Below are 21713 nucleotides of genomic sequence, written 5' to 3' on the forward strand. Positions count from 1 at the left end.
GAGTATTTTCTTTACACTTGTCTGCATAGTCTTTTGTTTTCATGATGTAATGGGCTGGTACCCCCCCCACACTTCTCCGGAGGGTATACTTTTATTCACCACCGCTCCCACTGCCACGATACTATTATCACCAATTGTAACACCTGGTAAAATCGTACTGCGGGCACCAATAAAACAGTTATTCCCAATTCGAATTCTTCCGAATTTTAATGTTCCCTTATATTCATCTTGATCTCTAAAACACCAGGTAGCACCATCATGAGTTATAAAAGCTACATCAAAGGAAACCTCTGTATGATTTCCAATAGAAATCAACCATGGCTCACTACCCCAATCTGGTAATCCAATAAGTCTGCAGTTTTCACCTAGCACTACGCCCATCTTGCGAGCATACCGCATCGGGTTTTGGCGCTTCATTATATATTTCCATATTTTATTTATTATGCCCATGATACAGTTCCCATTCTACGCGGCAAAAACGCGTCATTAGCTGGTCTATCGTTTAATTTGTCTGGTTCTCCATGATTTTTCTGATTTTTGTGTCATTACCCCAAATTGCCTTGGAGTCATACGGTCTATCTGGAAATGCTCCATATTGCAGCTTAATTCTATAACCATTTTCCTTAATAAAGCGCTCAACTCTATCTGCCAATTTTTCTGGTTTGCCTGAGCAAATATTAATAATCCCTTGCTCATTTTTCTGACCAACTACTGCGGCAACCTGTGCGCAGAAATCAGGGTAGTCAATAAAGTCATATTGATTTTGACCCAAGGTAAATGGAAATTCTGTCTTTCCTTCATCTACGGCCGCTGTAATCTTTGAGAATATTGAACTGCCAAACTTAGAATTACCAACAATATAATAGCCACGTAGCCACTGGAACACAATATTTTTTTGCTTACATATCATTTGTGTTAAGTCGCGTAATGCGTTCTTTGCAATTCCATACGGAGTCGTAGGATGACAAGGAGTGCTTTCATTTATGCTACCCTCAAAGAAGCCAATTTCGTGCATGCTTCCCATAACAGCAACCTGTTGAATACCTCCATCAACCATTTTTTTAATAAACGCATAGTGCTTAGGAAGATCATCAATATGCGCACTGGAATAGTGAACAAACCCGTCTCTCCATGCCAAATGGAGAAGCACATCAGGTTCGCCAAAGAAACTATACGGGTTATCAACTTCAAATAAATTGCAGGCAATTCTTTCTGCACGCTCATCTACAAACTGGGTGTTAAAATCCGTAGCTACAACACAATGGCCATTATTCAAGATACTTCTTACAATCCCCTGTCCCAGATATCCATTTGCACCAGTCACTAATATTTTCAATTTTGGTTCCTCCTTTAGAATTTGAATGTGTCTTTTAAGCCCATCCACTTCTGATCTTTTTCACTTAGATTTAACTGAGTTCCATCCATGAGTTGATAGCCGTCAGCGGATGCATTTCCTTTATATTTACCGATAAGCTGCGGCCATACAATACCAATTTCAGGATCATTCCATGCCACGCCGCCTTCATCACCAGGATGATAAAAATCAGTTGTCTTGTAACAAAACTTTGCGACTTCGCTTAGTACAAGAAAACCGTGTGCAAACCCTTCCGAAATATAGAACTGCTTACCATTTTCCTCCGTTAACTCTACCCCATACCATTGACCATAAGTTCTACTATTCGCACGCAAATCAACTGCAACATCAAAAACAGAACCCTGAATTACACGCACTAGCTTTCCTTGTGGAAATTGTTTCTGAAAGTGAAGCCCACGCAATACGCCCTTGCGTGACATGGACTGATTGTCTTGGACAAACACCATATCCAATCCGGCCTCATGCATATCGTGTTGGTTATATGTTTCAACAAAATATCCTCGACTGTCACCATGTACAGTAGGCTCAATTACATATAGCCCATCTATCGGTGCCTTTGTAACTGTAATTTGTCCCATATGAACTCCTCCTTACCTATTTTTGTACATTTTTTCGTAGTAGTTCTGATACTCGCCAGAGATGATGGTCTCCCACCATTCCTTATTGTCCAGATACCACTGGATGGTCTTCTGGATGCCGTCCTTAAACATCGTTTCAGGCAGCCAGCCAAGCTCATTGTGAATTTTAGTCGGATCAATGGCATAGCGCATATCGTGACCCTTACGATCGGTAACATATGTAATCAGGCTTTCCGGTTTATCCAGTGCCTTGCAGATGATCTTCACGATGTCGATATTCTTCATCTCATTGTGGCCGCCGATATTGTAAACCTCACCTACACGTCCTTTGTGGATAATTAAATCAATGGCTTTGCAGTGATCCTCCACGTACAGCCAGTCGCGCACATTTAGACCTTCACCATAAACCGGCAAAGGTTTGTCATTCAGAGCATTAGCAATCATAAGAGGAATCAGCTTCTCCGGAAAGTGATATGGGCCATAGTTGTTGGAACAACGGGAAATAGTCACCGGCAAACCGTATGTACGATGGTAAGCCAGCACCAGCAGATCAGCTGCAGCTTTAGACGAAGAATACGGACTGCTGGTGTGAATAGGAGTCTCCTCCGTGAAAAACAGATCAGGTCTATCCAGAGGCAGATCACCGTACACCTCGTCGGTAGACACTTGATGATAACGAGTAATACCATACTTACGGCAAGCATCCATCAACGTTGCAGTACCCATGATATTGGTCTGCAGGAAGATACCTGGATCTTCAATGGAACGATCCACATGGCTTTCTGCTGCAAAGTTCACCACAATATCGGGCTGCTCTTCTTCAAACAGCTTATATACTGCCTCTCTATCACAGATATCAGCCTTCACAAAACGGAAGTTGGGGTTATCCATCACAGGAGCCAATGTTGACAAATTGCCTGCGTAGGTCAGTTTATCCAAGCAAATAATGCGGTAGTCCTGGTACTTATCCAGCATATGAAATACAAAGTTGCTTCCAATAAATCCGGCGCCGCCGGTTACAATAATATTCATTATACTCACCTCATTTTTCCTTCCACTACAGTCTTCAAATGCTCTCCATAAGGAGATTTTCCATAAAGCGCAGCGGCCTCTTTTAACTGCTCCGTTGTAATCCATTTGTATCTATAAGCAATTTCTTCAGGAGCGGATATCATAACCCCTTGCTGTTCCTCAACCATATGAATGAAATCAGACGCTCTCAGTAAACTTTCCATCGTTCCAGTGTCTAGCCATGCAAAGCCCCGATTGAGTAGTTCAACATTCAACAGATTATCCTTTAGATACATATCATTTAAAGTCGTGATTTCCAGCTCTCCTCTGGAAGATGGCTTAACCCTCTCCGCACGTGATGCCACACCTGAAGGGTAAAAATACAGACCGGTAATTGCATAATTACTTTTTGGTGCCTTTGGCTTCTCTTCTACGGACAATACTTTACCCTCCGAATCGAATTCAACCACCCCAAATCTTTCCGGGTCTCTTACATAATACCCAAATACAGTCGCAATTCCTTGTTCTGCCATTCTCTTAGCATTATCCATACGTGCAAACAAACCATTGCCATAAAAGATATTGTCGCCCAGTATCATAGCGCAGGTATCATCACCTATAAACTCCTTGCCAATAATAAAAGCCTGTGCAAGCCCATCTGGCGACGGCTGAACAGCATATGTTAGATTGATGCCAAACTGATGGCCATCACTGAGCAATTCTTTATAACGCGGAGTATCCTGTGATGTCGAAATAATTAGAATATCCTTGATTTCTGCCAACATCAATGTTGAAAGTGGATAATAAATCATCGGTTTATCATAAACAGGAAGCAATTGTTTCGATGTGACCATAGTGAGGGGATACAAACGTGTACCTGCGCCCCCGGCTAATACGATACCTTTCACTTTTTAGTCCTCCTTCGTTTTTTCCAAATCTCTTTGTCAAAATTATATTTTTTATTACTTGAGCAGAATTTCCAGCAACAATTGTATTCGATGAAACATCCTTTGCCACAACACCCCCTGCGCCAATGGTAACATTATCTAAAATCGTAGGATTGGTTTTACTTCTGTCACCTTCCCCGTTTTTACCAATAACAACTCCCGGCAGCACTGACAAATTCTTACCGGCCTTGTAAGGGGATATCACTGCTATAGAGTGCGGGATGTATAACCCCCCCCCCATAATTTCTCCGATTTCCACTGTCTGAAGTGGCGGAAAAACAACTTTTACTATGTACCGCCATTTTGTATTCTTATTTTGATAATAAAACACAGACCTAAAAGGTTTATGTTTCGACATTAAAAAATCAACTTTTCGTATCCAGTAAACGGAGCACTGTAGCGCTTCATATCCTCTTTCAGCAATGAATTGTTTCGGTAACAAAAGAATGCCGGAAAAACAAGAGCACCTATAATCTTGTATAACATTACTGCTTCACCTTCCTCATTTTTATAACTCTATATCCCAGTACGGCACCAACCGCACAGCCAGCTATAATAATTCCATATCTTAAAACAGCATACTGATACCAAATTAATCCGCTCAAGCATAGTAGAATGGCCATAACCGCCATCAGTCCAACCGCTTTATCGTTGTATACCTCGTAGTTGGCACCTCTCTCTTTTTTACATACCACATGAGCACAAACAGCCTCTCCAAGAGCTAATACGATATACGCAACCAGAGTAGTATATGCCGCAGCCATATAACCAAATTTCGCAATACAAAAATAGTTCAAAACAACATTGGTAGCTGCCGCAGCTATCGAAGCATACATAATATATTGAGTTTTCTTATAGTAAATCATAATATTCGAGTACATATTGGATACGCATGTCAGAAAGACACCGCCAGCAATAGGTGGCATAATATAAATCGCTTCATAATATTCCTCAGTAGCTAATGTTCTTACAATTTCAGGAGCAAAGAATGTTAATAATGCAGCCACAATCGCATAAGCGCCCATAAGCAAAAGTGAATATTTCTTTATTTCATTCTTATCTGACTCAATATTCTGATACAGATATGGTATAAAAGAAGCATTTATCGCACTCCATACCAGTAAAGATATCGAACTAACGGTATACAAAGTACTATAAATTCCAACTGCACTATTATCCACCATTCTGCTAATCATCATCCGATCCGATACGCTAAGAACCTGTGCAGCTAAGGCATATCCAATCAAAGGAATGCTCAATTGTAAGGAGAATTTCCAATATTCCTTATTGAAAAATGTTTTCCCTCTAAAAATAATGATGAACCACAAAATTCCGTAAACAATATAAGATACGATATTCGATGCATAGAGTCGTCCATTCGCCACGTCAGACAGTTCCTTAGCGTTCATGTGAAGCACAATCATTACAGCACATAACGATGCAAGAAGAGCTGTAATAGCTGTTAAACTGCCCGCAAGTTTATATTTATATTCGTACCGCTGTCTTGCAAGCCAAAAATCATATGCTGGGGCTACAAAAAAACCAATCAGCATCAAGACCATTAAATCTGTTGACAGACCGGTCAGTCCATTCCAAAAAGACGGACATATTATATAAATCAAAGCAACAATTAACGCAACAAAAGACGTTAATGATAATACCGATGACTGATATTGATCTCTCTCTTTTCCAAACTCTTTTAATGCGGCAGAATAACCTCCAGACGTTAATGAAAGCGTCACTACTGCATTCAACATGGAATGCCACGAATTATATAAATTAACTACACCAATTTCAGAAGTAGACATGATTCTCGTAAAAATTGGTACTGTGATAATTGCCAGCCCTTTTGAAAAAACAGATGCCAAGGTATACACTGCTGCCGCTTTTACTCCGATGGGCACATTCTTTATTTTATCTAATATTTTGTTCATTCTAATCCTCTATCCATATATTAGCCTCAAAATCAAAATGCTTAATAACATGAGCCGGGTTCCCTACTGCAACTGAGTATGCAGGAATACTTCTCGTTACTACAGAACCAGCACCCACTATACTTTTTTCCCCTATTGTTACATTTGGAAGAATAATAACATTATTCCCAATCCAAACCCCATTCTCAATTGTTACGCCCCCCGAAATATTTAAGGGATTATCTAGGTAATTCTTTGTAAGTGGCGAATTTCCATGATTATAATCTATGATGAAAACATCAGACGCTATCAGCACATTATCACCGATTTGAACTCTATTGGCACATTGAATCGTCAAGTTCCGCGTTGCACGTACCCCAGATCCAATTATAATTGAGGGAGAAGTCTCAAATTTCTTACCATTGTAAGAATCCCAGCACAAGAGTTTGCTATTCTCTCCTATCGCGATATTGGAACCGCATGATATATACTTGGGAAGCCGAAGCTGTAAAGAACCATCGACATACAAACCTCTATGATTTCGCTTAAAATTGTATAATTCTATCTTTCTACGAATTTTTTTCTTTACATCCGAAAACACAGTCTGCTCCTTTCAAAAGCTACTCGGTAAAGCGGTCAACCCACGCTTCTATGGAATAATATTCTCGAACTTCGTCACTGTAGTTTCGAAAAGGCTTTGCAAAGAAAGCTTGAAGTTCATCTGCAGTAGTTGTTTTTAAGTCAACAATGAAGATATTATTTTCGTCATAAAATACTGATTGTTTAACCGCAGTATTCGTTGTAACAAGTTTTTTATTAAAAAAGATTGCCTCCATCACTCTCATCGAATATCCATCTTGTTTCTGTTGCGCAATATCTAATATGGCACGACTGGTTCCGACCATCTTTAAATAATCGTAGTACCCTACATAATCATCTCGATATTCAAATGGAAATTTTTCTTTTCTTTCTCCATTACTAACAATAACAAATCTTGGGGTTAATCCTGCAGAAGTAAACATATCGTATAACGATAAAATATCTTCCTTCCTGTCTTTTAAATATCCAAGGAACAAAGTATCATATTGTTCATGAGCTGTCTGCAAAGTCAAGGTGCGATCATACATGATTGTATTGAACTTCAAACCATACTTTTCGCACTCTCCTCTATCGTATGAATAAAACTGAAATCCGGAATCCTTTACCGCATTATAAGTAATTTCAAATTTTGATTCATCTTTTGCTATATTCCAGGAATAAAAATACAACTTCGAATTCGTAGCTTTCTGTGCAATATTTCGTAGAAGTTGAGAATCATAGGAAAAAGCCACATCTAATACAATTATTTTTTCATATGAATCAATATTTTCGAACCAATCCTGATAAAAGAAACATGTCCATCTCGATTTCGCTTTTCTGAGAAATTTGAGTACAGGATTATTGAACTCAGCGTGGTTCTTAAAGAGTCCTCTAATTGATAATCCCGGAATATGGACATGATCAAAATAGTACGCATTTTCGTTAGAGCATATCATAAGAGTTTTCTTCATCGGTTATTGTCATCTCCTCATATTCTTAGTTGCTACCAAATACATTGGAATCATGAAAAATGCCGGATATATCAAATCTGTTTGTGCCAAAGTAGTATTTACAAAAAGCAAAACATACAAAAATGCAACTGCTCTTCTTTGATATCTAAACACCGGCGTGAATATCATTCCAAGAACTATCAACCATGGGATAATCCCATAAACAGCAGCAAAAGCTAAAAGACTTGCTGCTACTAAACCACTTCCAAAAGCATTTCGTGCTGCATAGAACGCGTCATATCCTACTCCCAATGGATGCTGAAAAACGGTTGCAAGACTAATCATCATGGTTCCTAATCTATACTGGCCTGTCCCCGATGATACATCAAAACCGCTACCAGAAGATCCAAATAGTTTTTCGATAATCTGTTTATACAAAATACTATCATTTGCTCTTGTTGCATAATCTACAAATAAAACAACGAGAGCAATAAAAACCAATCCCATTAAGTAAAATTTAACTCGGCTCACCTCATGTTCTTGATGAGTAAAGTAAAAGAAAAACAAGATGAGAACCAATCCCAAATAACCTGTCGTCGATTGAGCTGTAATAATTCCTATTAAGATTATATTTAAGCATCTTCTATATCGTCTTTCCGCTGCAAAAGAGAGTTTATCTTTCCAAAACAGTAACACAAACAATGCCATGTTCAAAACAATCTGATAGACTCCTGGTTCAGTGAAAATGCCACAATTTCTTGTGGGATGAATTTCCAAGTAGCTATACAGAAGTACTCCTTTACCATGCCAATATGTTTCCCATCCTGCTGTTCCCAGCGCCTGAGTATCATAAGATTGAGCCGGCCAAAGGTTGACTAAATTCGGGGCAATATAAAAGACGGCCCAAAACCCAATACTAATTGCTGCAAAAAATTCAACAGTTTGAATCCATCTATTTAAAAAATTTTCTCTATCACAACAAATAGCAATTTGTGTGCTAAGAATACACACAGCAAACTGACACCACGCAGAAAGTCCTACACCACCAACCAATAATCTAGAAAATACAGTAAAGAACAACAATAATAAAAGAAAGCAAATCGAATACCGAGATCGATATTTGTTCTTAAAAGCAATCAAGGCAGCATATACTATAAGTAACACATAATACTTCATAGTTCCTGTCCAATACTTTGCAAACAAACAACTTCCAGGAATTATGAACATGAGGTATATCAATAAATATTGTGTAATCGCCGATTTGTTAATTCTAATTTTCATTCCATTCTCCTTTTCCGATTGCTTCAATTTTCACAAAGACAATCCAGTTTGATCTCGCATTCAATCAAATTACGGAGAAACTTATCGAACCAGCAACGCTTTCCACATACCAAAGATTCTATCGTCTGTGAGTTCTTCACGAATTTTAACAGACTCTTTAGAAAAAGATTCTCCAAGTTTTTTGTCTTCCATTAAGGCGAGCATACGATCAGCCATCACATCCGCATCTCCTACAGGAATCAAATAACCATTTCTCCCGTCACGAATATACATTCTAGCGCCACCTACCGGGCAATCCGTGCATACCACTGGAATTCCAATTGCCAACGCTTCCAACATGGAATTCGAAATACCTTCATAGTCAGAGGAAGAAACATAAATAGCCGATTCGGCCATAATTTTGTGAATTTCACTGGAGAAACCGTGAAATTTCACCGCCTCCGAAATGCCCAACTGCTCAGCGTACCTCACAAGGTCTTCCTTCAGCTCCCCTTCTCCGTAAATCGAAAGTTTATAGTCCTGCCGCTTTTTCCAAACAATACGGAATGCGTCCAATAGCATAAAAAGGTTCTTTTGTTTGGCAAGACGGCATGCAACCACAACTTCTTTTCGGTGTTTTTCTTCATTCCAGTAGGGTAATCCGCTCTTCACAGGGTTGGGAATCAAGACTCCATGTTCACGGATCTTTTGGCAAAAATAATCTCTGGCATCTGGGGTTTGAAATACGATTTTATCCGCATCCCAATACACTAAATTTCTAAGGATCTTTTTAAGCCCACTATTAAAGAACTTTGTCGGATCATTCCGCAAGGAATATATTTTAAAAAGTTTTTTATTGCCAATTAAGAAAATACCCTCAACTGAAATATCTAAAGAAATCATGACTTCTATATTATTTTTCTTTATGTATTTTCTCAGATTAATAGCAATAGATAGCTGCCCTCTAAATCCGCCTCTTTCTGTTCCTATATAATCATATTGAACTTTCGGATCCAAATAATATTCCCTTCTATCTGAATGTACGGCACAGAAAAACACCTCGTTCTCGTTCAATAAATGGTTTGCCAAATTAACAGCCACACGTTCTGCTCCACCACCACCGGCACTGTGAGATATAATAGCTATATTCATTCGTCCATCCTCCACTATCCTTACGGTCAAATTCCAATCTGCTCTGCCAGCATTTCCTCTAAAATCCGAATGGATTCTATTCTACTTGTACCAATCTTTTCATTCGCTTCCTTAAAATCAATCTCGCACCAAACACACACCCACCATCCGACAAGATAGCTGAAGCCGCTGCTGAGAACAAGCCACCGGAAGCAGCCTTCATAATTTGCTTTTCATCTCTATTTGTCACAGCGTATGTACTTTCAACAGCATTCAAGTCTGATGTTTTATACTTACAAACTCTCTTGCAGACGCCACATTCCACGCACTTGTTGGGATCGATTTCGGGATACAAAAATCCCTCCACGTCCGGTTTCATTGAGATCGCACTTTTGGAACAGACATTCAGGCAAGCTCCGCATGCGCAGCAATCACTTTTATTCTCAAATAATACAATTCCCATTTATTCCCTTGTATGATGATTCCAGAAGCTAAATCAACATTTTCCTTTCTTTTTGATTCTGTGGTTCAATACATTCAGATACTGTGGGACTTTTTATTATCCCCTGTAGCTCTGACTACTTCATAGGAGTGTATTGCCGCTACCTTTATCTGAATTGTTTATCAGCTGGATGTGCTGGAGAACTTCTCCTGAGTACTAATTTCAATCAAGTCTACGATGATAATCGTTTGTGGATGCCACAGTATCAGGGAACCGAAAGGAGGGTTTCACTATGTACTACGTTGGCATCGACATTGCCAAACTCAATCACTTCGCTTCTGTTGTTTCTTCAGACGGCGAGGTACTCGTTAAGCCGTTCAAATTTACGAATGACAATGATGGCTTCTGTACGCTGCTCTCTGCTCTCGCATCATACGATCGCGGCAGCCTCATCATTGGTCTTGAATCGACGGCACACTATGCTGACAACCTGGTTGAATTTCTCGTATCTAAACGCTACCAGGTCTGCGTTATCAACCCGATCCAGACTTCCACGATGCGTAAGAACAACATCCGGAAGACGAAGACCGACAAGGTGGATACGTTAGTTATTGCCAGAACTTTAATTGCTCAGCCGCACAGATTCTTCTCGCAGGAGGATATTGACCTCATGCATCTGAAGAACCTCGGCCGTTTCCGGCAGAAGAATATCAAAGAGCGTACCCGGCTAAAAATACAGCTCACAGCCTACGTGGACCGTGTCTTTCCGGAACTCCAGTACTTCTTCAAATCCGGACTTCATCAGAAGACCATTTACGCTCTTCTGAAAGAGGCTCCTACACCTGAACTGGTAGCTTCCATGCACTTGACTCATCTGGCTCATCTGCTCGAGGTTTCCTCCCACGGACACTTCAATAAAGAGCAGGCCAAGGAATTAAGAATTCTGGCACAGAAGTCTGTCGGTTCCAGCGACAGAGCCCTATCCTTACAAGTAACACAGTCTGTGGAGCAGATCGAGTTACTGGACAGGCAGATCACCGACGTCGAATCCGAGATGACTGAAATCATGCTTGGACTTGACTCCGTTATTATGACCATTCCAGGCATCGGATATATCAATGGCGGAATGATCCTGGGCGAGATTGGCGATATTCATCGCTTTTCAAAGCCCTGTCAGCTGCTTGCATTTGCCGGACTGGATCCTTCTATATATCAGTCTGGAAATTTCAATGCCAGCCACACAAGAATGTCTAAACGTGGCTCCCGGGTTCTCCGGTATGCATTGATCAACGCAGCTCACAATGTAGTTAAGAACAGCAACACCTTCAAGGCTTACTACGACGCCAAGATGGCTGAAGGCCGGAACCACTATAATGCTCTGGGGCATTGTGCCGGCAAACTTGTCAGAATCCTTTTTAAGATGCTGACGGATGATGTGGCATTCAATCTTGAGTAAGTTCTAACTCGAGATCATAGTAGATTTTGAAAAGCACCCTTTGGGGAGCTCTGTTAGAGTTACCCTTTTAGAGCCACCGATAAAAAAGATAATTTTCTGCTAATCTATGCTTGACTTTTCATAGCTGGTCTCCACGAAAAATATTGCAAATACCAATCAAAAGGCAAGATAGTAATCCTGCAAAATTTTGTACGCAGTTTTGATATCATAATGGCTATTTACAATTTCATTCCGGTCAGAACTTCTTTCCTGCCCTCTACACGCAATAATTCGATTAGCCCACGCTTCCGGAGAATCACTCAATGGAAGAAAACATACTTTCTCACTGAATGCGACTTCGCTGGGGACCTTATCAGAAAAAACACAAGGCAAGTCCGCGAACTGAGCTTCTACACCCACCACTGGAATTCCTTCAAAATGGGATGGTAACACAAAAACATCCATGGCCTGATAAAGCTCTGCGACATCGCTCCTATTGCCAAGAAACACCACCTGGTTGTTCAATGCAAGCTGCTCGACCAATGCTCTAAGTTCCTGCTCCTTTTCGCCGGTGCCTGCCAGCAGCAGAATCGCGTTCTGTTCTTTTTTGACAATTTCAGCAAAAATTTTCAGCAGGAACTCATGGTTTTTCTGATAAGACAAACGCCCAACATGTCCGATAACAAACTGAGATGTGAGACCCAATTCTTTTCTCTTATCAGCCCTGACATCTGCATTGAAATAGAACTGCTCAGCATCAACCGCGTTCGGAATAACCTTGAAATCATCATTTCTGAACAGAAACCGTCCCGCTTCCGATCCACACGCTAAGTGATAGTTAGCAACAGAATTAATACCATATCGGAACAGTTGCTTCAGAATATACTTAAAATCCTTGTCAATAGAGGTGTTATGGCTGTGAGCAATTCTCACAGGTACACCTGCCTTCTTCGCTGTCAGAAGAGGGAGATAGCTCATGGAGTCAATATGTGAATGAACGATTTTGTACTCCGGATGCTCCGCCCAAAATTGCTTCATATATTTGAAATATGCCGGGTAATTCTGTGGATACAGTCTCGGAGCATAGTAAACCTTACCTCCAAGGCTAACAATTTCATCATCGTAATCGCTTTTCTCCGGTCGGTGCGTCAGAAAGTCGAACTGAACTCTCTCACGATCAATATTCCGATAATAATTCATCAGCATCGTTTCCAACCCAGCGCGATGCATGTCATTTACAACTTGTAAAATTCTTATCACTGTCCGTTCTCCTTTCTGCGCCGTTCTATCATCTCCATTAATCCCTCTGGAAAATATCTCTTGTATAAACCTTGTCCTTCACATCATCCAAGCAACTATCATATCTATTTGCAATAATCGCCTGGCTCATTTCTTTGAACTTCGCCAGATCATTTACAACCTTACTTCCGAAGAAAGTCTCGCCATCTTTCAGAGTCGGTTCGTAAATAATCACCGTTGCTCCCTTGGCCTTAATACGCTTCATGACCCCCTGAATGGAACTCTGTCGGAAGTTGTCGCTGTTACTCTTCATGGTCAGACGATATACGCCAACCACTACTTCCTTCTCCTTGTTTTCATCCCAGCTGTCATTTGCTTCATAGGCACCAGCAATTTCAAGCACACGATCAGCAATAAAATCTTTACGAGTTCTATTGCTCTCGACAATTGCTTCAATCAGGTTTTCCGGTACATCGGCGTAGTTCGCCAGCAGCTGCTTGGTGTCTTTCGGCAGGCAATATCCACCATAACCGAAGGAAGGATTATTGTAATGAGTACCAATACGAGGATCCAGGCAAACACCGTCAATGATTTGCTGAGTGTTCAGTCCCTTCATCTCAGCATAGGTATCCAGTTCGTTGAAGTAGCTGACACGCAGAGCCAGATAGGTGTTGGCGAACAGCTTAACAGCTTCAGCCTCTGTGAATCCCATAAACAAGGTATCGATATTCTCCTTGATAGCACCTTCCTGCAGAAGTTCAGCAAAAGTGTGTGCTGCCTTCACCAGTCGAGCATTATCCACGTCGGTACCAACAATGATACGGGAAGGATAAAGGTTATCATACAGAGCTTTGCTCTCGCGCAAAAACTCCGGGCTAAAGATAATATTGTCGCAGTGGAATTTCTCACGCACAGAAGCTGTATAACCAACAGGAATCGTTGACTTAATAACCATGATGGCTTCCGGATTGTATTCGATGACCAGTTTGATTACAGCTTCAACCGCACTGGTGTCAAAGAAATTTTTCTTGCTGTCGTAGTTTGTCGGTGCAGCGATAACTACAAAATCAGCATCACTATATGCTTCCTTAGCATCCAAAGTTGCAGTCAGATCCAGCTCTTTTTCTGCCAGATACTTTTCGATATATTCGTCCTGAATCGGTGACTTTTTATTATTGATAAGTTCAACTTTCTCAGGAATGATATCCACAGCAGTCACCTTGTGGTGCTGAGATAACAGCGTAGCAATAGAAAGACCAACATATCCCGTTCCGGCAACAGCAATCTTTAAATCTTTAAACTCTCTCATTTCTCTATCCCTCTAATTCTTTTATTTATAAAACTCAGCGTACCACTCAGCGAACTTTCTTAATCCAGTCCGCAGACTTGTGCTCGGCTTGTACCCGAAGTCGCGCTCCAGTGCACTCGTATCTGCATAGGTCACAGGCACATCACCCGGCTGCATCGGGACCAGCTCTTTATGAGCCTCGAAATCGTAATCTTCCGGCAGCACCTTTGCACGAACAAGCTCCTCGCTCAGAATCTGCACAAAATCCAGCAGGTTCTCCGGATTCTGATTGCCGATGTTGTAAACTGCATACGGCGGAATCGGAAGACCATCTTCACCATTCTTCTTGTCTGGTGCTTTCTTCATCACACGAACAACGCCCTCAACGATGTCATCCACATAAGTAAAATCACGCTTGCAGTTGCCATAGTTGAAGATTTTGATGGTTTCGCCCTTCACCAGCTTGTTGGTGAATCCGAAGTAAGCCATGTCCGGGCGACCTGCAGGGCCATACACCGTAAAGAATCTCAGGCCAGTGGAAGGAATGTTGTAGAGCTTGGAGTATGCGTGTGCCATCAACTCATTAGATTTCTTGGTTGCTGCATAAAGGGAAACCGGATTGTCAACCTTGTCATCCGTGCTGTATGGAACCTTTTTATTAGAACCATAGACGGAGGAGGAAGAAGCATAAACCAAATGCTCCAGACTCTCACAATGACGGCAGGCTTCGAGGATATTAAAGAAGCCGACCAAGTTAGATTCCACATAAGCATCTGGGTTGGTGATGGAGTAGCGCACACCAGCCTGTGCTGCAAGGTTGACGACCACAGACGGCTTGTACTTCTCGAACAGCTCGGTGATCAGTGCCTTATCAGCGATGTTGCCTTTTACAAAAATGAATGTGGGATACTTGGCCAGCTCGTTCAGGCGGAATTCTTTCAGTGCCACATCATAGTAGGCATTCATATTGTCGATGCCGATGACCGTAGCAGAAGGAGCCTCCTGATAGATTCGTTTCACAAGGTTGGAGCCTATGAAACCGGCTGCACCTGTGACTAAAATCGTTTTTTTATCTAAAGTTACTATACTCATTGCATTCGTCTCCTTATTTTTGAAGCGTATATATCAAGTGTCACTACCTCTGTTCAGATGAAGCACTTCCAATGTATTGTTCATAAACCAGAGTGCTCCATACAAACGCAGGTAGTGATACTGAAAGTTCTTATGATAAAATCATCTGCTGTTACTGAACCTAGGTAGCGAGATAAAAACCGCTCCCGCAGCTCTACCCATCTCTCAAAAAGTTCCGTAAATACGCTATTTTTTCAGCGTTTTCACTATGTACATCTCACTACCTGCGTTCGGTTAGAGGAGATTATTGATCATTAATACTCGCATCTACCTTGTTCTCCTGTATAACATTTCTGTTTTCTCAACAACCTCATCCCAGCTGTACTTTTCACAGATAAAATCAGCTGCCTGCTTCTTCATTTCCATAACCTTTTCGGGACAGTCACAGGCCTCTTGCAGCTTTTCTCTAAGATCATCCACATCCGATTTCTTAAAGACCAGAGCCTTATCTTCCACAACTTCTGCGCATTCCGGAATGTCAGAAACCAGACAGCAGTTACCGTAACTCATTGCTTCCAATAGGCTTAAAGGCATTCCTTCCAAATCAGAAGGCAGTGTATAAACATAAGCATTACTATACAGCTCATCTAACATCTGTCCCTGAACGAATCCAGTAAAGACGATTCTATTGTCATCCTTTGCTAAATCTTTAACTGTATTCACAAAGGAATCCGTATCGCTGGAACCACCAGCAATAACCAACTTCTTATCCGTTTTGACATCTTTAAATGCCTCAACCAGATACCGGATTCCCTTTTCCGGCACCAAACGACCAAGAAACAATATGTAGGAATCCTTTATCAGGCCAAATTTTTCTGTTATTAAATTAGCTTCTCGGATTTCTGGTCGATTCACACCATTTGGAATGAAGTGTGTGTTTCTTCCATAGGTATCCTTGAAATAATCCTGAACGCCTTTGCTTAGGACAATGATTTCATCCGCATATTTCACTGCATTCTTTTCGCCCTGTCGTATGAATTTAGAACCAAATCCGGACTGCCACTTTTCGCGCTGCCAGTCAATGCCATGAATGGTCACTATTACTCTTTTTCCAAGTATCTTAGGCAGCCAGGAGAAAAAAGCCGGTCCTTCAGCATGGATATGTACCACATCGTATTTTCCAAACGCACTATAAAGAGCTGCAAAAAAAGAGGAACTCACAGCTACGAGACCTTTTTTCTCAATGGTCGGAACAAATCTCTGACGGATTCCATCATATTCAATTTTATTGTCATACTCAGCACCGCTCACGTGATGACCGGATCTGTTGTAACAGGTAACACGACATCCATCTCGCGTCATTCTGGTACACAGTTCTTTTACAACTATCTCTATCCCACCTTCACGGGAAAGATGTTTTTGTCCGAACATAGCCACCGCAAATTTATCCTTCATAACTCTCTCCAACTAATGTTTTCCCTCTGTTTCTTTTGTCTATCTATGTACACATATCCACTATTCAAATCACCCCAGTTTGTTGAGTAGACATTACCCAACATTGGAAAATTTGGCTTCCGGATGTCCCTTCAATCTCGACGCAAATGTCGTCATCATCCTTCTCACCCCTTTCCATCCAAAACACTACTGTTCTTGCTTGATGATCTTTTCTGCCCAATCTACAATTTCTTGTGCATATAACAGTGCATCTCTCACATGGTGTTCTTCAATACCAAGTTCATTCGGATACCGTACTGCTATTCCATATGGTGTCAATGCATCCGCATAATCATAATACTTCTCTGGGACTTCCACCTTATTCTTTATCTGCTCCAAGAGAAATGAGAGATTGTGTTTCTTTGGCATTCCGCCTTGCGTCCCACATAAAATAATGATTGCTTTGATTGCTTTCTCCGCTGCCTGTTGGCAATGATAGCAGATAATTTCCAACGGCTTTGGATAATACTGTTCATCAAGGTGTTTTGCTACTCCAAGATCTGTTTTCGCAAACTCAATCCACATGATATCCTCATGCTCCATATAGCAACACCCCTTTCTGTACAACTTCACTCTCTACAGATGCAATCTTTCCTTTTCTATCTTCAAATGTTTTTTCCGTATTTACTATGATGTCAACTGCCCGTTTCTGCTTATGTCTTATCGCCTTATATGCTTTAGCTGTAAGCTCTAACATATCTTTTTGTGAATCATCGACAATAATATAAAAATCAAAGTCACTGTCTGCATTCTGTTTTCCTTCTGCAAAAGATCCAAACAGATAGATTCTCATCGGCATTAAATCTTTAACAAAACTATTCGTTAACTCATTAATCTCAGTTGTAGGCATCTGTTTATCTCCTTTCCATTATAGATTTCTCTGTCATCTATAGTATACACGTCAAAGCAGTTTTTCTAAACAAAATTACATTGATCCATCTTTCTTCAGTACAACCATCACTGTCTTAAACAGGATCTTAATATCCAATCCGATATTCCAGTTCTCGATGTATTCTTTATCCAGTCTCACTACTTCTTCAAAATCTGTAATATCACTTCGACCACTGACCTGCCACATACCGGTGATACCTGGTTTGATTGCCAGTCTGGCTCTGTGGTGAAGCTCATAGAGATTGGTTTCAGAAATTAATGGCGGTCTGGTTCCGATAATGGACATATCGCCTCTCAGCACATTGAAGAACTGAGGAAACTCATCCAGACTGGTACGTCGGATAAAATCGCCGATTCCCGTCTTATGACTGCCATCCGGAAGAATCTTATTTCCAATGACTCTGGGATCAAAATCCAGCTTGAACATCTTGCCATCGCCCAGTTTATTATCCTTCATCAGTTCTGCTTTGCGAGCTTCTGCGTCCAGATACATGCTGCGGAACTTATACATCTTGAATCTCTTACCATTTCTTCCCACACGTTCCTGCGCGAAGAAGATTGGTCCCGGAGAAGCAATATAGATTGCCGGTCCCACAAAGATACAGATCAGCCCGGTCAGCAGACATCCAACCAGACCACCTGCAATATCCATGCAACGTTTCATAGCCAGTTGAATGGAAGAAGCATAATTCATGCTCATGGTCAAAACCGTATAATTTCCTACGCGCTCCACGAACTGCCGTTTTCCAGGTGCATCCTCTACTTTCGCAAGATTCAGATGAACAGTTACACCAGTCTCCGTCAGCTGTTTGATCAAAGTCGATGGATATGGCAGCTGATCCGAGATGACGATCAACACCTCATCCACCCACTCCTGACATACATACATGGGAGCATCTTTTCCATTCGCTACAACCGGAATTCCCTGAATCTCCTCTCCGGTCCAGTCTGCATCAATGACCGCAATGCCAGCCAATGCATACCGGGCATAATTGTGTTCCTGCAGATTCTGAACGGTCTGTTCCGCAACCTCTCTGGAAGTAATGATCAACAGCTTCTTATCCCCGCCATCTTCCATTTTTTTACGAAGACAACACTTCCAGAACTCTCTGGTAGCATAGGTAAGGATCACATAAAGCACACCTGTAAGGATGATCGTCAGTCTGGAGAATTCCTGTCCCTTCTGGATCAGAAACAGATATAATACTGCCAGTACCACTACCATCACTACATGATTGACGGTAATTCGGAATTCCTGATAATGGCCTCTCTTCAGCACATTTCTCATAGTGCCATATGTAAAAATAACAAGCAGATTGGCCAGTTCCAGAAAGACTGCCATATTGCGATAGATCAGTCTTGTATAAAGTTCAAATCCATATCCGCTGATCACATAAGCCAATATATAGGCCATCTGCAGGCAAATCATATCCAGGATTATAAAATCAATATGCTTTAACCACTCTTCAGAATCTTTTCTATACATAAATACTTTTTCCCGTCGTTTTTTGTATTCTATCTCATTCTGTTATTGTCCCGTGGGAAATACAGATTATTTTCAAAGTAACTTTCGCCATTTCAGGCAAATTTCAAGTCATATTTCCAGTTTTTTGTCAGTTTTCTTCTCAATTCACGAACAGAGGAGTTTTGATGCTCCTCTGCCTCGTGGATTTCAGTCAATGAATGAAATAATTTATTAATTAAGCTCTTTTTCTTCTTGCAACAACACATGCTGCACCTGCAAATGCAAGACCTGCAACTGCCCATACACCCCATGTAGAGGTTACACCAGTTTTCGGAGAAACTGCTGCTCCTGTTGCGTCAGCTGCCGGAGTTGCTGCTACTTTAGCAACAATAACAACCGGTGAAAAACTGGTGAAATATGCTGTAACTGTCTTTGCTCCGATATTTGCCTGAGACTTAACTACTTCCCATGCTCCATTTACATAATAAAGTACACTGACGCTTGTACAATTAGCATTCAGATTCGGTACTGTAAAGGTCACTACATACTCGCCGTTACTGTTCGGTTGAGTATCCGGCAATTTGTCCAAATCAAAGATATCAGTCAAAGCTGTAGTATCTTTTACTGCATCTTTGACAGCCTGAGGTGCATCTTTTACTAACACATTGATATCTTTCTCTGCGTCATCTGAAAACACACTATCCTCAGTGATGACATAACCCTCATCCGTTTTAGTTCCAGTGCTGTCACTGCCCTGTGCGAACGCTGTCAGCGTCTGTGCTGCCAGAAGTCCTGCTACCAGGATTGTTGCGAGAATTTTCTTTCTCATGTTTCTTTACCTCCATGTTCTTTCATTCATCTATAGATACCAGTACTGCCTGTACCAGATATCTTCTGTCTGCCATGCCTTTATAGCAGGTAGAGAGGGTAATGATCTTATCCTCCTCCGTCACCGGAATGTCCGTATCAATAAAGGCATTCATATCGCGCTGTGTCAGCACGGTTTCCAGATAGGACCGGAATACATCCGGATCGTCAAAATCAAAGCTCAGCAATAAGTGTCGGCTGTCATACAGATAGGCTGCAAAGATCTTATAATGCAGGATCTTATCCGGCATGTAGATGGTCACATCCTTATTTTCATCAAAGAAGCTCTTATCACTGAAATTGTGAAGGGTGCGAAACATGGTTCCATTCTTCATATTGTGACCATAGATCACTGTATTGGGATCTGTGAAATCCTTACTGTTGTAATCTTCTGTATAGATAGCTCCGGCTTTTTCCTGCTCTCCATCCACATTGTGGTTGAGATAGTAAGCATTGTCACCCTCCCGCTGCAGGATTGGGTAATCAATATTGGTACCTGGCACAGTGATCCAGGCATAGATATCCGGATTTTCTTCCTGAAGTGTTGTAAAATCAACAGGAATCTCCAGCGGTGGTTCTTCCTCGACTGGTTCTTCTGCTTCTTCCGGTTCAGTCTCCGGTTCTTCTGTCTTCACTTCTTCTTTCAGCTCTTCGTATTCTTCTCCGGCTTTCTGCTCAGCCACATATTCGTAACCGGCTACCGCCAGACAGATCACTGCTGCCGCACCTAAGATGCAGGCAATCGTTTTCTTTTTCATACTGCTTACTCTGCCTTTTTATAAAATGTCTCCAGGACATTCTGATACAACGCATCATTGTCCACATGGTACTCATCGAACCAGTCGCCTTCCACGCCTTTCCCAGGCACAGTCCAGCGATTTACCTGTTCCGTTTTCGAGATGGCATCTGTCAGTTTGACCAGCCAGTCATTGCTGATACTACTGACCAGATAAGGTGTCAGATCCTCATACGCTTTTGTAAGCTTCGAAGGATCCACAGTCACCAGTTCCTCCACCGCATTCAGAAATACCTGCTGACGTTCCATCCTGGCGATGGCCGTCTGACTGATGGAGATGTCTCTGTTCCGCAGGAAGATTTCCGCATTGTCCGGCGTGATCGTAACGGTCTCACCGGCTTTGAACTCCGGATATCGTTTTTCCAGGCTGTCATTCGGAACGACCACCTGTACATCACCAAGACTTCTTACCAGTTCTGATATTCCATCAAGACTCATGGCACAGGCTCCCTGGATCGGGACTCCATAGAAGAGATCGGATACCGCATTTTCTGTCAGTTCCAGACTGCCATAGCGGCCATCTCCATATCCATAAGACAGACTGATATGATTTTCTGTCAATCCCAGGCTGTTGCCTGATTTATCAAATACTTCAATAGGTGTCATAGTATCTCTGGGAATGGAGATCAGATTCACCTGATTTTCCACCCGGTCCCAGCTGACCAGATACAGGGCATCTGCCTGTCCGGCATCTGCGTTGCCTGTCTCCGTCTCCACAGTTTCCCTGGTGTCGATTCCAAGGAACAGGAAATTACTCAGATGATCATTATATCGGTAAGTTTCTCCCTGCCAGGTTACTGTTTTGAGATCATCTGTATCACCCTCAGACTCGTCATAAGCGCCGTCATCCTGACTTACCACCGACTTAAGCGTCTGCTGATGCAGATAATTCTGTACCAGCAGGCCTCCACCACCAATCAGCACAACGCCGCTTATTCCAACGAGTATCAGCTGCCTGATGTTTTTCTGTCCGCTCATGCA

General features: G+C 41.6%; 23 protein-coding genes. 1 reads left to right on the forward strand and 22 read right to left on the reverse strand.

Features of this window, described 5'->3' with window-relative positions:
• Nucleotides 1-39 precede the first annotated feature (39 nt).
• From ACZMB2_RS09680 to ACZMB2_RS09735, 12 genes are all read right to left on the reverse strand, one after another.
• A complete protein-coding gene (locus tag ACZMB2_RS09680; RefSeq protein ID WP_349096697.1) occupies nt 40-450 on the reverse strand; it encodes an acyltransferase in 411 nt (136 codons plus the stop codon).
• A gap of 52 nt (nt 451-502) precedes the next feature.
• Nucleotides 503-1336, reverse strand: coding sequence for an NAD-dependent epimerase/dehydratase family protein (locus ACZMB2_RS09685; RefSeq protein WP_118301380.1), 834 nt, complete (start codon nt 1334-1336; stop codon nt 503-505).
• 14 nt (nt 1337-1350) lie between these two features.
• Complete coding sequence (rfbC, locus tag ACZMB2_RS09690) at nt 1351-1953, reverse strand: dTDP-4-dehydrorhamnose 3,5-epimerase (RefSeq protein WP_342999514.1); 603 nt, start codon at nt 1951-1953, stop codon at nt 1351-1353.
• A 12-nt stretch (nt 1954-1965) separates the two neighbouring features.
• Nucleotides 1966-2985 carry a dTDP-glucose 4,6-dehydratase gene (gene rfbB, locus ACZMB2_RS09695; protein ID WP_487596586.1) on the reverse strand — a complete coding sequence of 340 codons (1020 nt, stop codon included), beginning with the start codon at nt 2983-2985 and terminating at the stop codon, nt 1966-1968.
• A gap of 5 nt (nt 2986-2990) precedes the next feature.
• On the reverse strand, nt 2991-3872 hold the full coding sequence (gene rfbA, locus ACZMB2_RS09700) for a glucose-1-phosphate thymidylyltransferase RfbA (RefSeq protein WP_487596587.1): 882 nt from the start codon (nt 3870-3872) through the stop codon (nt 2991-2993).
• Nucleotides 3784-4353, reverse strand: a complete 570-nt coding sequence (locus tag ACZMB2_RS09705) for an LbetaH domain-containing protein (RefSeq protein ID WP_487596588.1) — start codon at nt 4351-4353, stop codon at nt 3784-3786. The genes rfbA and ACZMB2_RS09705 overlap by 89 nt, the downstream gene beginning before the upstream one ends.
• A 43-nt stretch (nt 4354-4396) precedes the next feature.
• Nucleotides 4397-5845, reverse strand: coding sequence for an oligosaccharide flippase family protein (locus ACZMB2_RS09710; protein ID WP_342999517.1), 1449 nt, complete (start codon nt 5843-5845; stop codon nt 4397-4399).
• A 1-nt stretch (nt 5846) separates the two neighbouring features.
• On the reverse strand, nt 5847-6425 hold the full coding sequence (locus ACZMB2_RS09715; RefSeq protein WP_487596589.1) for an acyltransferase: 579 nt from the start codon (nt 6423-6425) through the stop codon (nt 5847-5849).
• Between the two features lie 19 nt (nt 6426-6444).
• A complete protein-coding gene (locus ACZMB2_RS09720) occupies nt 6445-7374 on the reverse strand; it encodes a WaaS/CpsH family glycosyltransferase (protein ID WP_487596590.1) in 930 nt (309 codons plus the stop codon).
• A 9-nt stretch (nt 7375-7383) separates the two neighbouring features.
• Complete coding sequence (locus ACZMB2_RS09725) at nt 7384-8634, reverse strand: O-antigen ligase family protein (protein ID WP_487596591.1); 1251 nt, start codon at nt 8632-8634, stop codon at nt 7384-7386.
• An 81-nt stretch (nt 8635-8715) separates the two neighbouring features.
• Nucleotides 8716-9765 carry a glycosyltransferase gene (locus tag ACZMB2_RS09730; RefSeq protein WP_215631319.1) on the reverse strand — a complete coding sequence of 350 codons (1050 nt, stop codon included), beginning with the start codon at nt 9763-9765 and terminating at the stop codon, nt 8716-8718.
• A gap of 76 nt (nt 9766-9841) precedes the next feature.
• Nucleotides 9842-10207, reverse strand: a complete 366-nt coding sequence (locus ACZMB2_RS09735; RefSeq protein WP_215631320.1) for a 4Fe-4S dicluster domain-containing protein — start codon at nt 10205-10207, stop codon at nt 9842-9844.
• A 271-nt stretch (nt 10208-10478) separates the two neighbouring features.
• Here ACZMB2_RS09735 and ACZMB2_RS09740 point away from each other — a divergent pair, with 271 nt between their 5' ends.
• Entirely contained in the window at nt 10479-11642 is a 1164-nt protein-coding gene (locus tag ACZMB2_RS09740) for an IS110 family RNA-guided transposase (RefSeq protein ID WP_195455124.1), read from the forward strand.
• Between the two features lie 156 nt (nt 11643-11798).
• Here the strand turns inward: ACZMB2_RS09740 and ACZMB2_RS09745 are convergent, their stop codons facing one another.
• From ACZMB2_RS09745 to ACZMB2_RS09790, 10 genes are all read right to left on the reverse strand, one after another.
• Nucleotides 11799-12881: a glycosyltransferase family 1 protein gene (locus ACZMB2_RS09745; protein ID WP_215631321.1), complete on the reverse strand. Its 1083-nt coding sequence runs from the start codon at nt 12879-12881 to the stop codon at nt 11799-11801.
• Between the two features lie 37 nt (nt 12882-12918).
• On the reverse strand, nt 12919-14169 hold the full coding sequence (locus ACZMB2_RS09750; RefSeq protein ID WP_215631322.1) for a nucleotide sugar dehydrogenase: 1251 nt from the start codon (nt 14167-14169) through the stop codon (nt 12919-12921).
• A 21-nt stretch (nt 14170-14190) separates the two neighbouring features.
• Nucleotides 14191-15240 carry an NAD-dependent epimerase/dehydratase family protein gene (locus ACZMB2_RS09755; RefSeq protein ID WP_487596592.1) on the reverse strand — a complete coding sequence of 350 codons (1050 nt, stop codon included), beginning with the start codon at nt 15238-15240 and terminating at the stop codon, nt 14191-14193.
• Nucleotides 15241-15546: 306 nt separating this feature from the next.
• A complete protein-coding gene (locus tag ACZMB2_RS09760) occupies nt 15547-16674 on the reverse strand; it encodes a glycosyltransferase family 4 protein (protein ID WP_487596593.1) in 1128 nt (375 codons plus the stop codon).
• A gap of 186 nt (nt 16675-16860) precedes the next feature.
• Complete coding sequence (locus ACZMB2_RS09765; RefSeq protein WP_487596594.1) at nt 16861-17256, reverse strand: HEPN domain-containing protein; 396 nt, start codon at nt 17254-17256, stop codon at nt 16861-16863.
• Complete coding sequence (locus ACZMB2_RS09770; RefSeq protein ID WP_487596595.1) at nt 17246-17563, reverse strand: nucleotidyltransferase domain-containing protein; 318 nt, start codon at nt 17561-17563, stop codon at nt 17246-17248. Before ACZMB2_RS09770 ends, ACZMB2_RS09765 begins: the two co-directional genes overlap by 11 nt.
• A 75-nt stretch (nt 17564-17638) precedes the next feature.
• On the reverse strand, nt 17639-19090 hold the full coding sequence (locus ACZMB2_RS09775; RefSeq protein ID WP_487596596.1) for a sugar transferase: 1452 nt from the start codon (nt 19088-19090) through the stop codon (nt 17639-17641).
• A gap of 214 nt (nt 19091-19304) precedes the next feature.
• Nucleotides 19305-19898 carry an LPXTG cell wall anchor domain-containing protein gene (locus ACZMB2_RS09780; RefSeq protein WP_487596597.1) on the reverse strand — a complete coding sequence of 198 codons (594 nt, stop codon included), beginning with the start codon at nt 19896-19898 and terminating at the stop codon, nt 19305-19307.
• Nucleotides 19899-19920: 22 nt separating this feature from the next.
• Nucleotides 19921-20694 (reverse strand): class B sortase, encoded by a 774-nt coding sequence (gene srtB, locus ACZMB2_RS09785; protein WP_487596598.1) that lies wholly within the window; start codon nt 20692-20694, stop codon nt 19921-19923.
• A 5-nt stretch (nt 20695-20699) separates the two neighbouring features.
• The gene (locus ACZMB2_RS09790) at nt 20700-21710 is read right to left on the reverse strand and encodes an LCP family protein (protein ID WP_487596599.1); all 1011 of its coding nucleotides are present in this window, start codon (nt 21708-21710) and stop codon (nt 20700-20702) included.
• Nucleotides 21711-21713 lie beyond the last annotated feature (3 nt).

Source organism: Hominiventricola sp. (genome assembly GCF_057604405.1).

What these genes read in the sequence shown, in the direction of transcription:
- ACZMB2_RS09680 (WP_349096697.1), bottom strand. Translation starts at nt 450, where the DNA reads ATGGGCATAATAAATAAAATATGGAAATATATAATGAAGCGCCAAAAC.
- rfbC (WP_342999514.1), bottom strand. Translation starts at nt 1,953, where the DNA reads ATGGGACAAATTACAGTTACAAAGGCACCGATAGATGGGCTATATGTA.
- rfbB (WP_487596586.1), bottom strand. Translation starts at nt 2,985, where the DNA reads ATGAATATTATTGTAACCGGCGGCGCCGGATTTATTGGAAGCAACTTT.
- ACZMB2_RS09710 (WP_342999517.1), bottom strand. Translation starts at nt 5,845, where the DNA reads ATGAACAAAATATTAGATAAAATAAAGAATGTGCCCATCGGAGTAAAA.
- ACZMB2_RS09720 (WP_487596590.1), bottom strand. Translation starts at nt 7,374, where the DNA reads ATGAAGAAAACTCTTATGATATGCTCTAACGAAAATGCGTACTATTTT.
- ACZMB2_RS09725 (WP_487596591.1), bottom strand. Translation starts at nt 8,634, where the DNA reads ATGAAAATTAGAATTAACAAATCGGCGATTACACAATATTTATTGATA.
- ACZMB2_RS09730 (WP_215631319.1), bottom strand. Translation starts at nt 9,765, where the DNA reads ATGAATATAGCTATTATATCTCACAGTGCCGGTGGTGGTGGAGCAGAA.
- ACZMB2_RS09735 (WP_215631320.1), bottom strand. Translation starts at nt 10,207, where the DNA reads ATGGGAATTGTATTATTTGAGAATAAAAGTGATTGCTGCGCATGCGGA.
- ACZMB2_RS09740 (WP_195455124.1), top strand. Translation starts at nt 10,479, where the DNA reads ATGTACTACGTTGGCATCGACATTGCCAAACTCAATCACTTCGCTTCT.
- ACZMB2_RS09750 (WP_215631322.1), bottom strand. Translation starts at nt 14,169, where the DNA reads ATGAGAGAGTTTAAAGATTTAAAGATTGCTGTTGCCGGAACGGGATAT.
- ACZMB2_RS09755 (WP_487596592.1), bottom strand. Translation starts at nt 15,240, where the DNA reads ATGAGTATAGTAACTTTAGATAAAAAAACGATTTTAGTCACAGGTGCA.
- ACZMB2_RS09760 (WP_487596593.1), bottom strand. Translation starts at nt 16,674, where the DNA reads ATGAAGGATAAATTTGCGGTGGCTATGTTCGGACAAAAACATCTTTCC.
- ACZMB2_RS09765 (WP_487596594.1), bottom strand. Translation starts at nt 17,256, where the DNA reads ATGGAGCATGAGGATATCATGTGGATTGAGTTTGCGAAAACAGATCTT.
- ACZMB2_RS09770 (WP_487596595.1), bottom strand. Translation starts at nt 17,563, where the DNA reads ATGCCTACAACTGAGATTAATGAGTTAACGAATAGTTTTGTTAAAGAT.
- ACZMB2_RS09775 (WP_487596596.1), bottom strand. Translation starts at nt 19,090, where the DNA reads ATGTATAGAAAAGATTCTGAAGAGTGGTTAAAGCATATTGATTTTATA.
- ACZMB2_RS09780 (WP_487596597.1), bottom strand. Translation starts at nt 19,898, where the DNA reads ATGAGAAAGAAAATTCTCGCAACAATCCTGGTAGCAGGACTTCTGGCA.
- srtB (WP_487596598.1), bottom strand. Translation starts at nt 20,694, where the DNA reads ATGAAAAAGAAAACGATTGCCTGCATCTTAGGTGCGGCAGCAGTGATC.
- ACZMB2_RS09790 (WP_487596599.1), bottom strand. Translation starts at nt 21,710, where the DNA reads ATGAGCGGACAGAAAAACATCAGGCAGCTGATACTCGTTGGAATAAGC.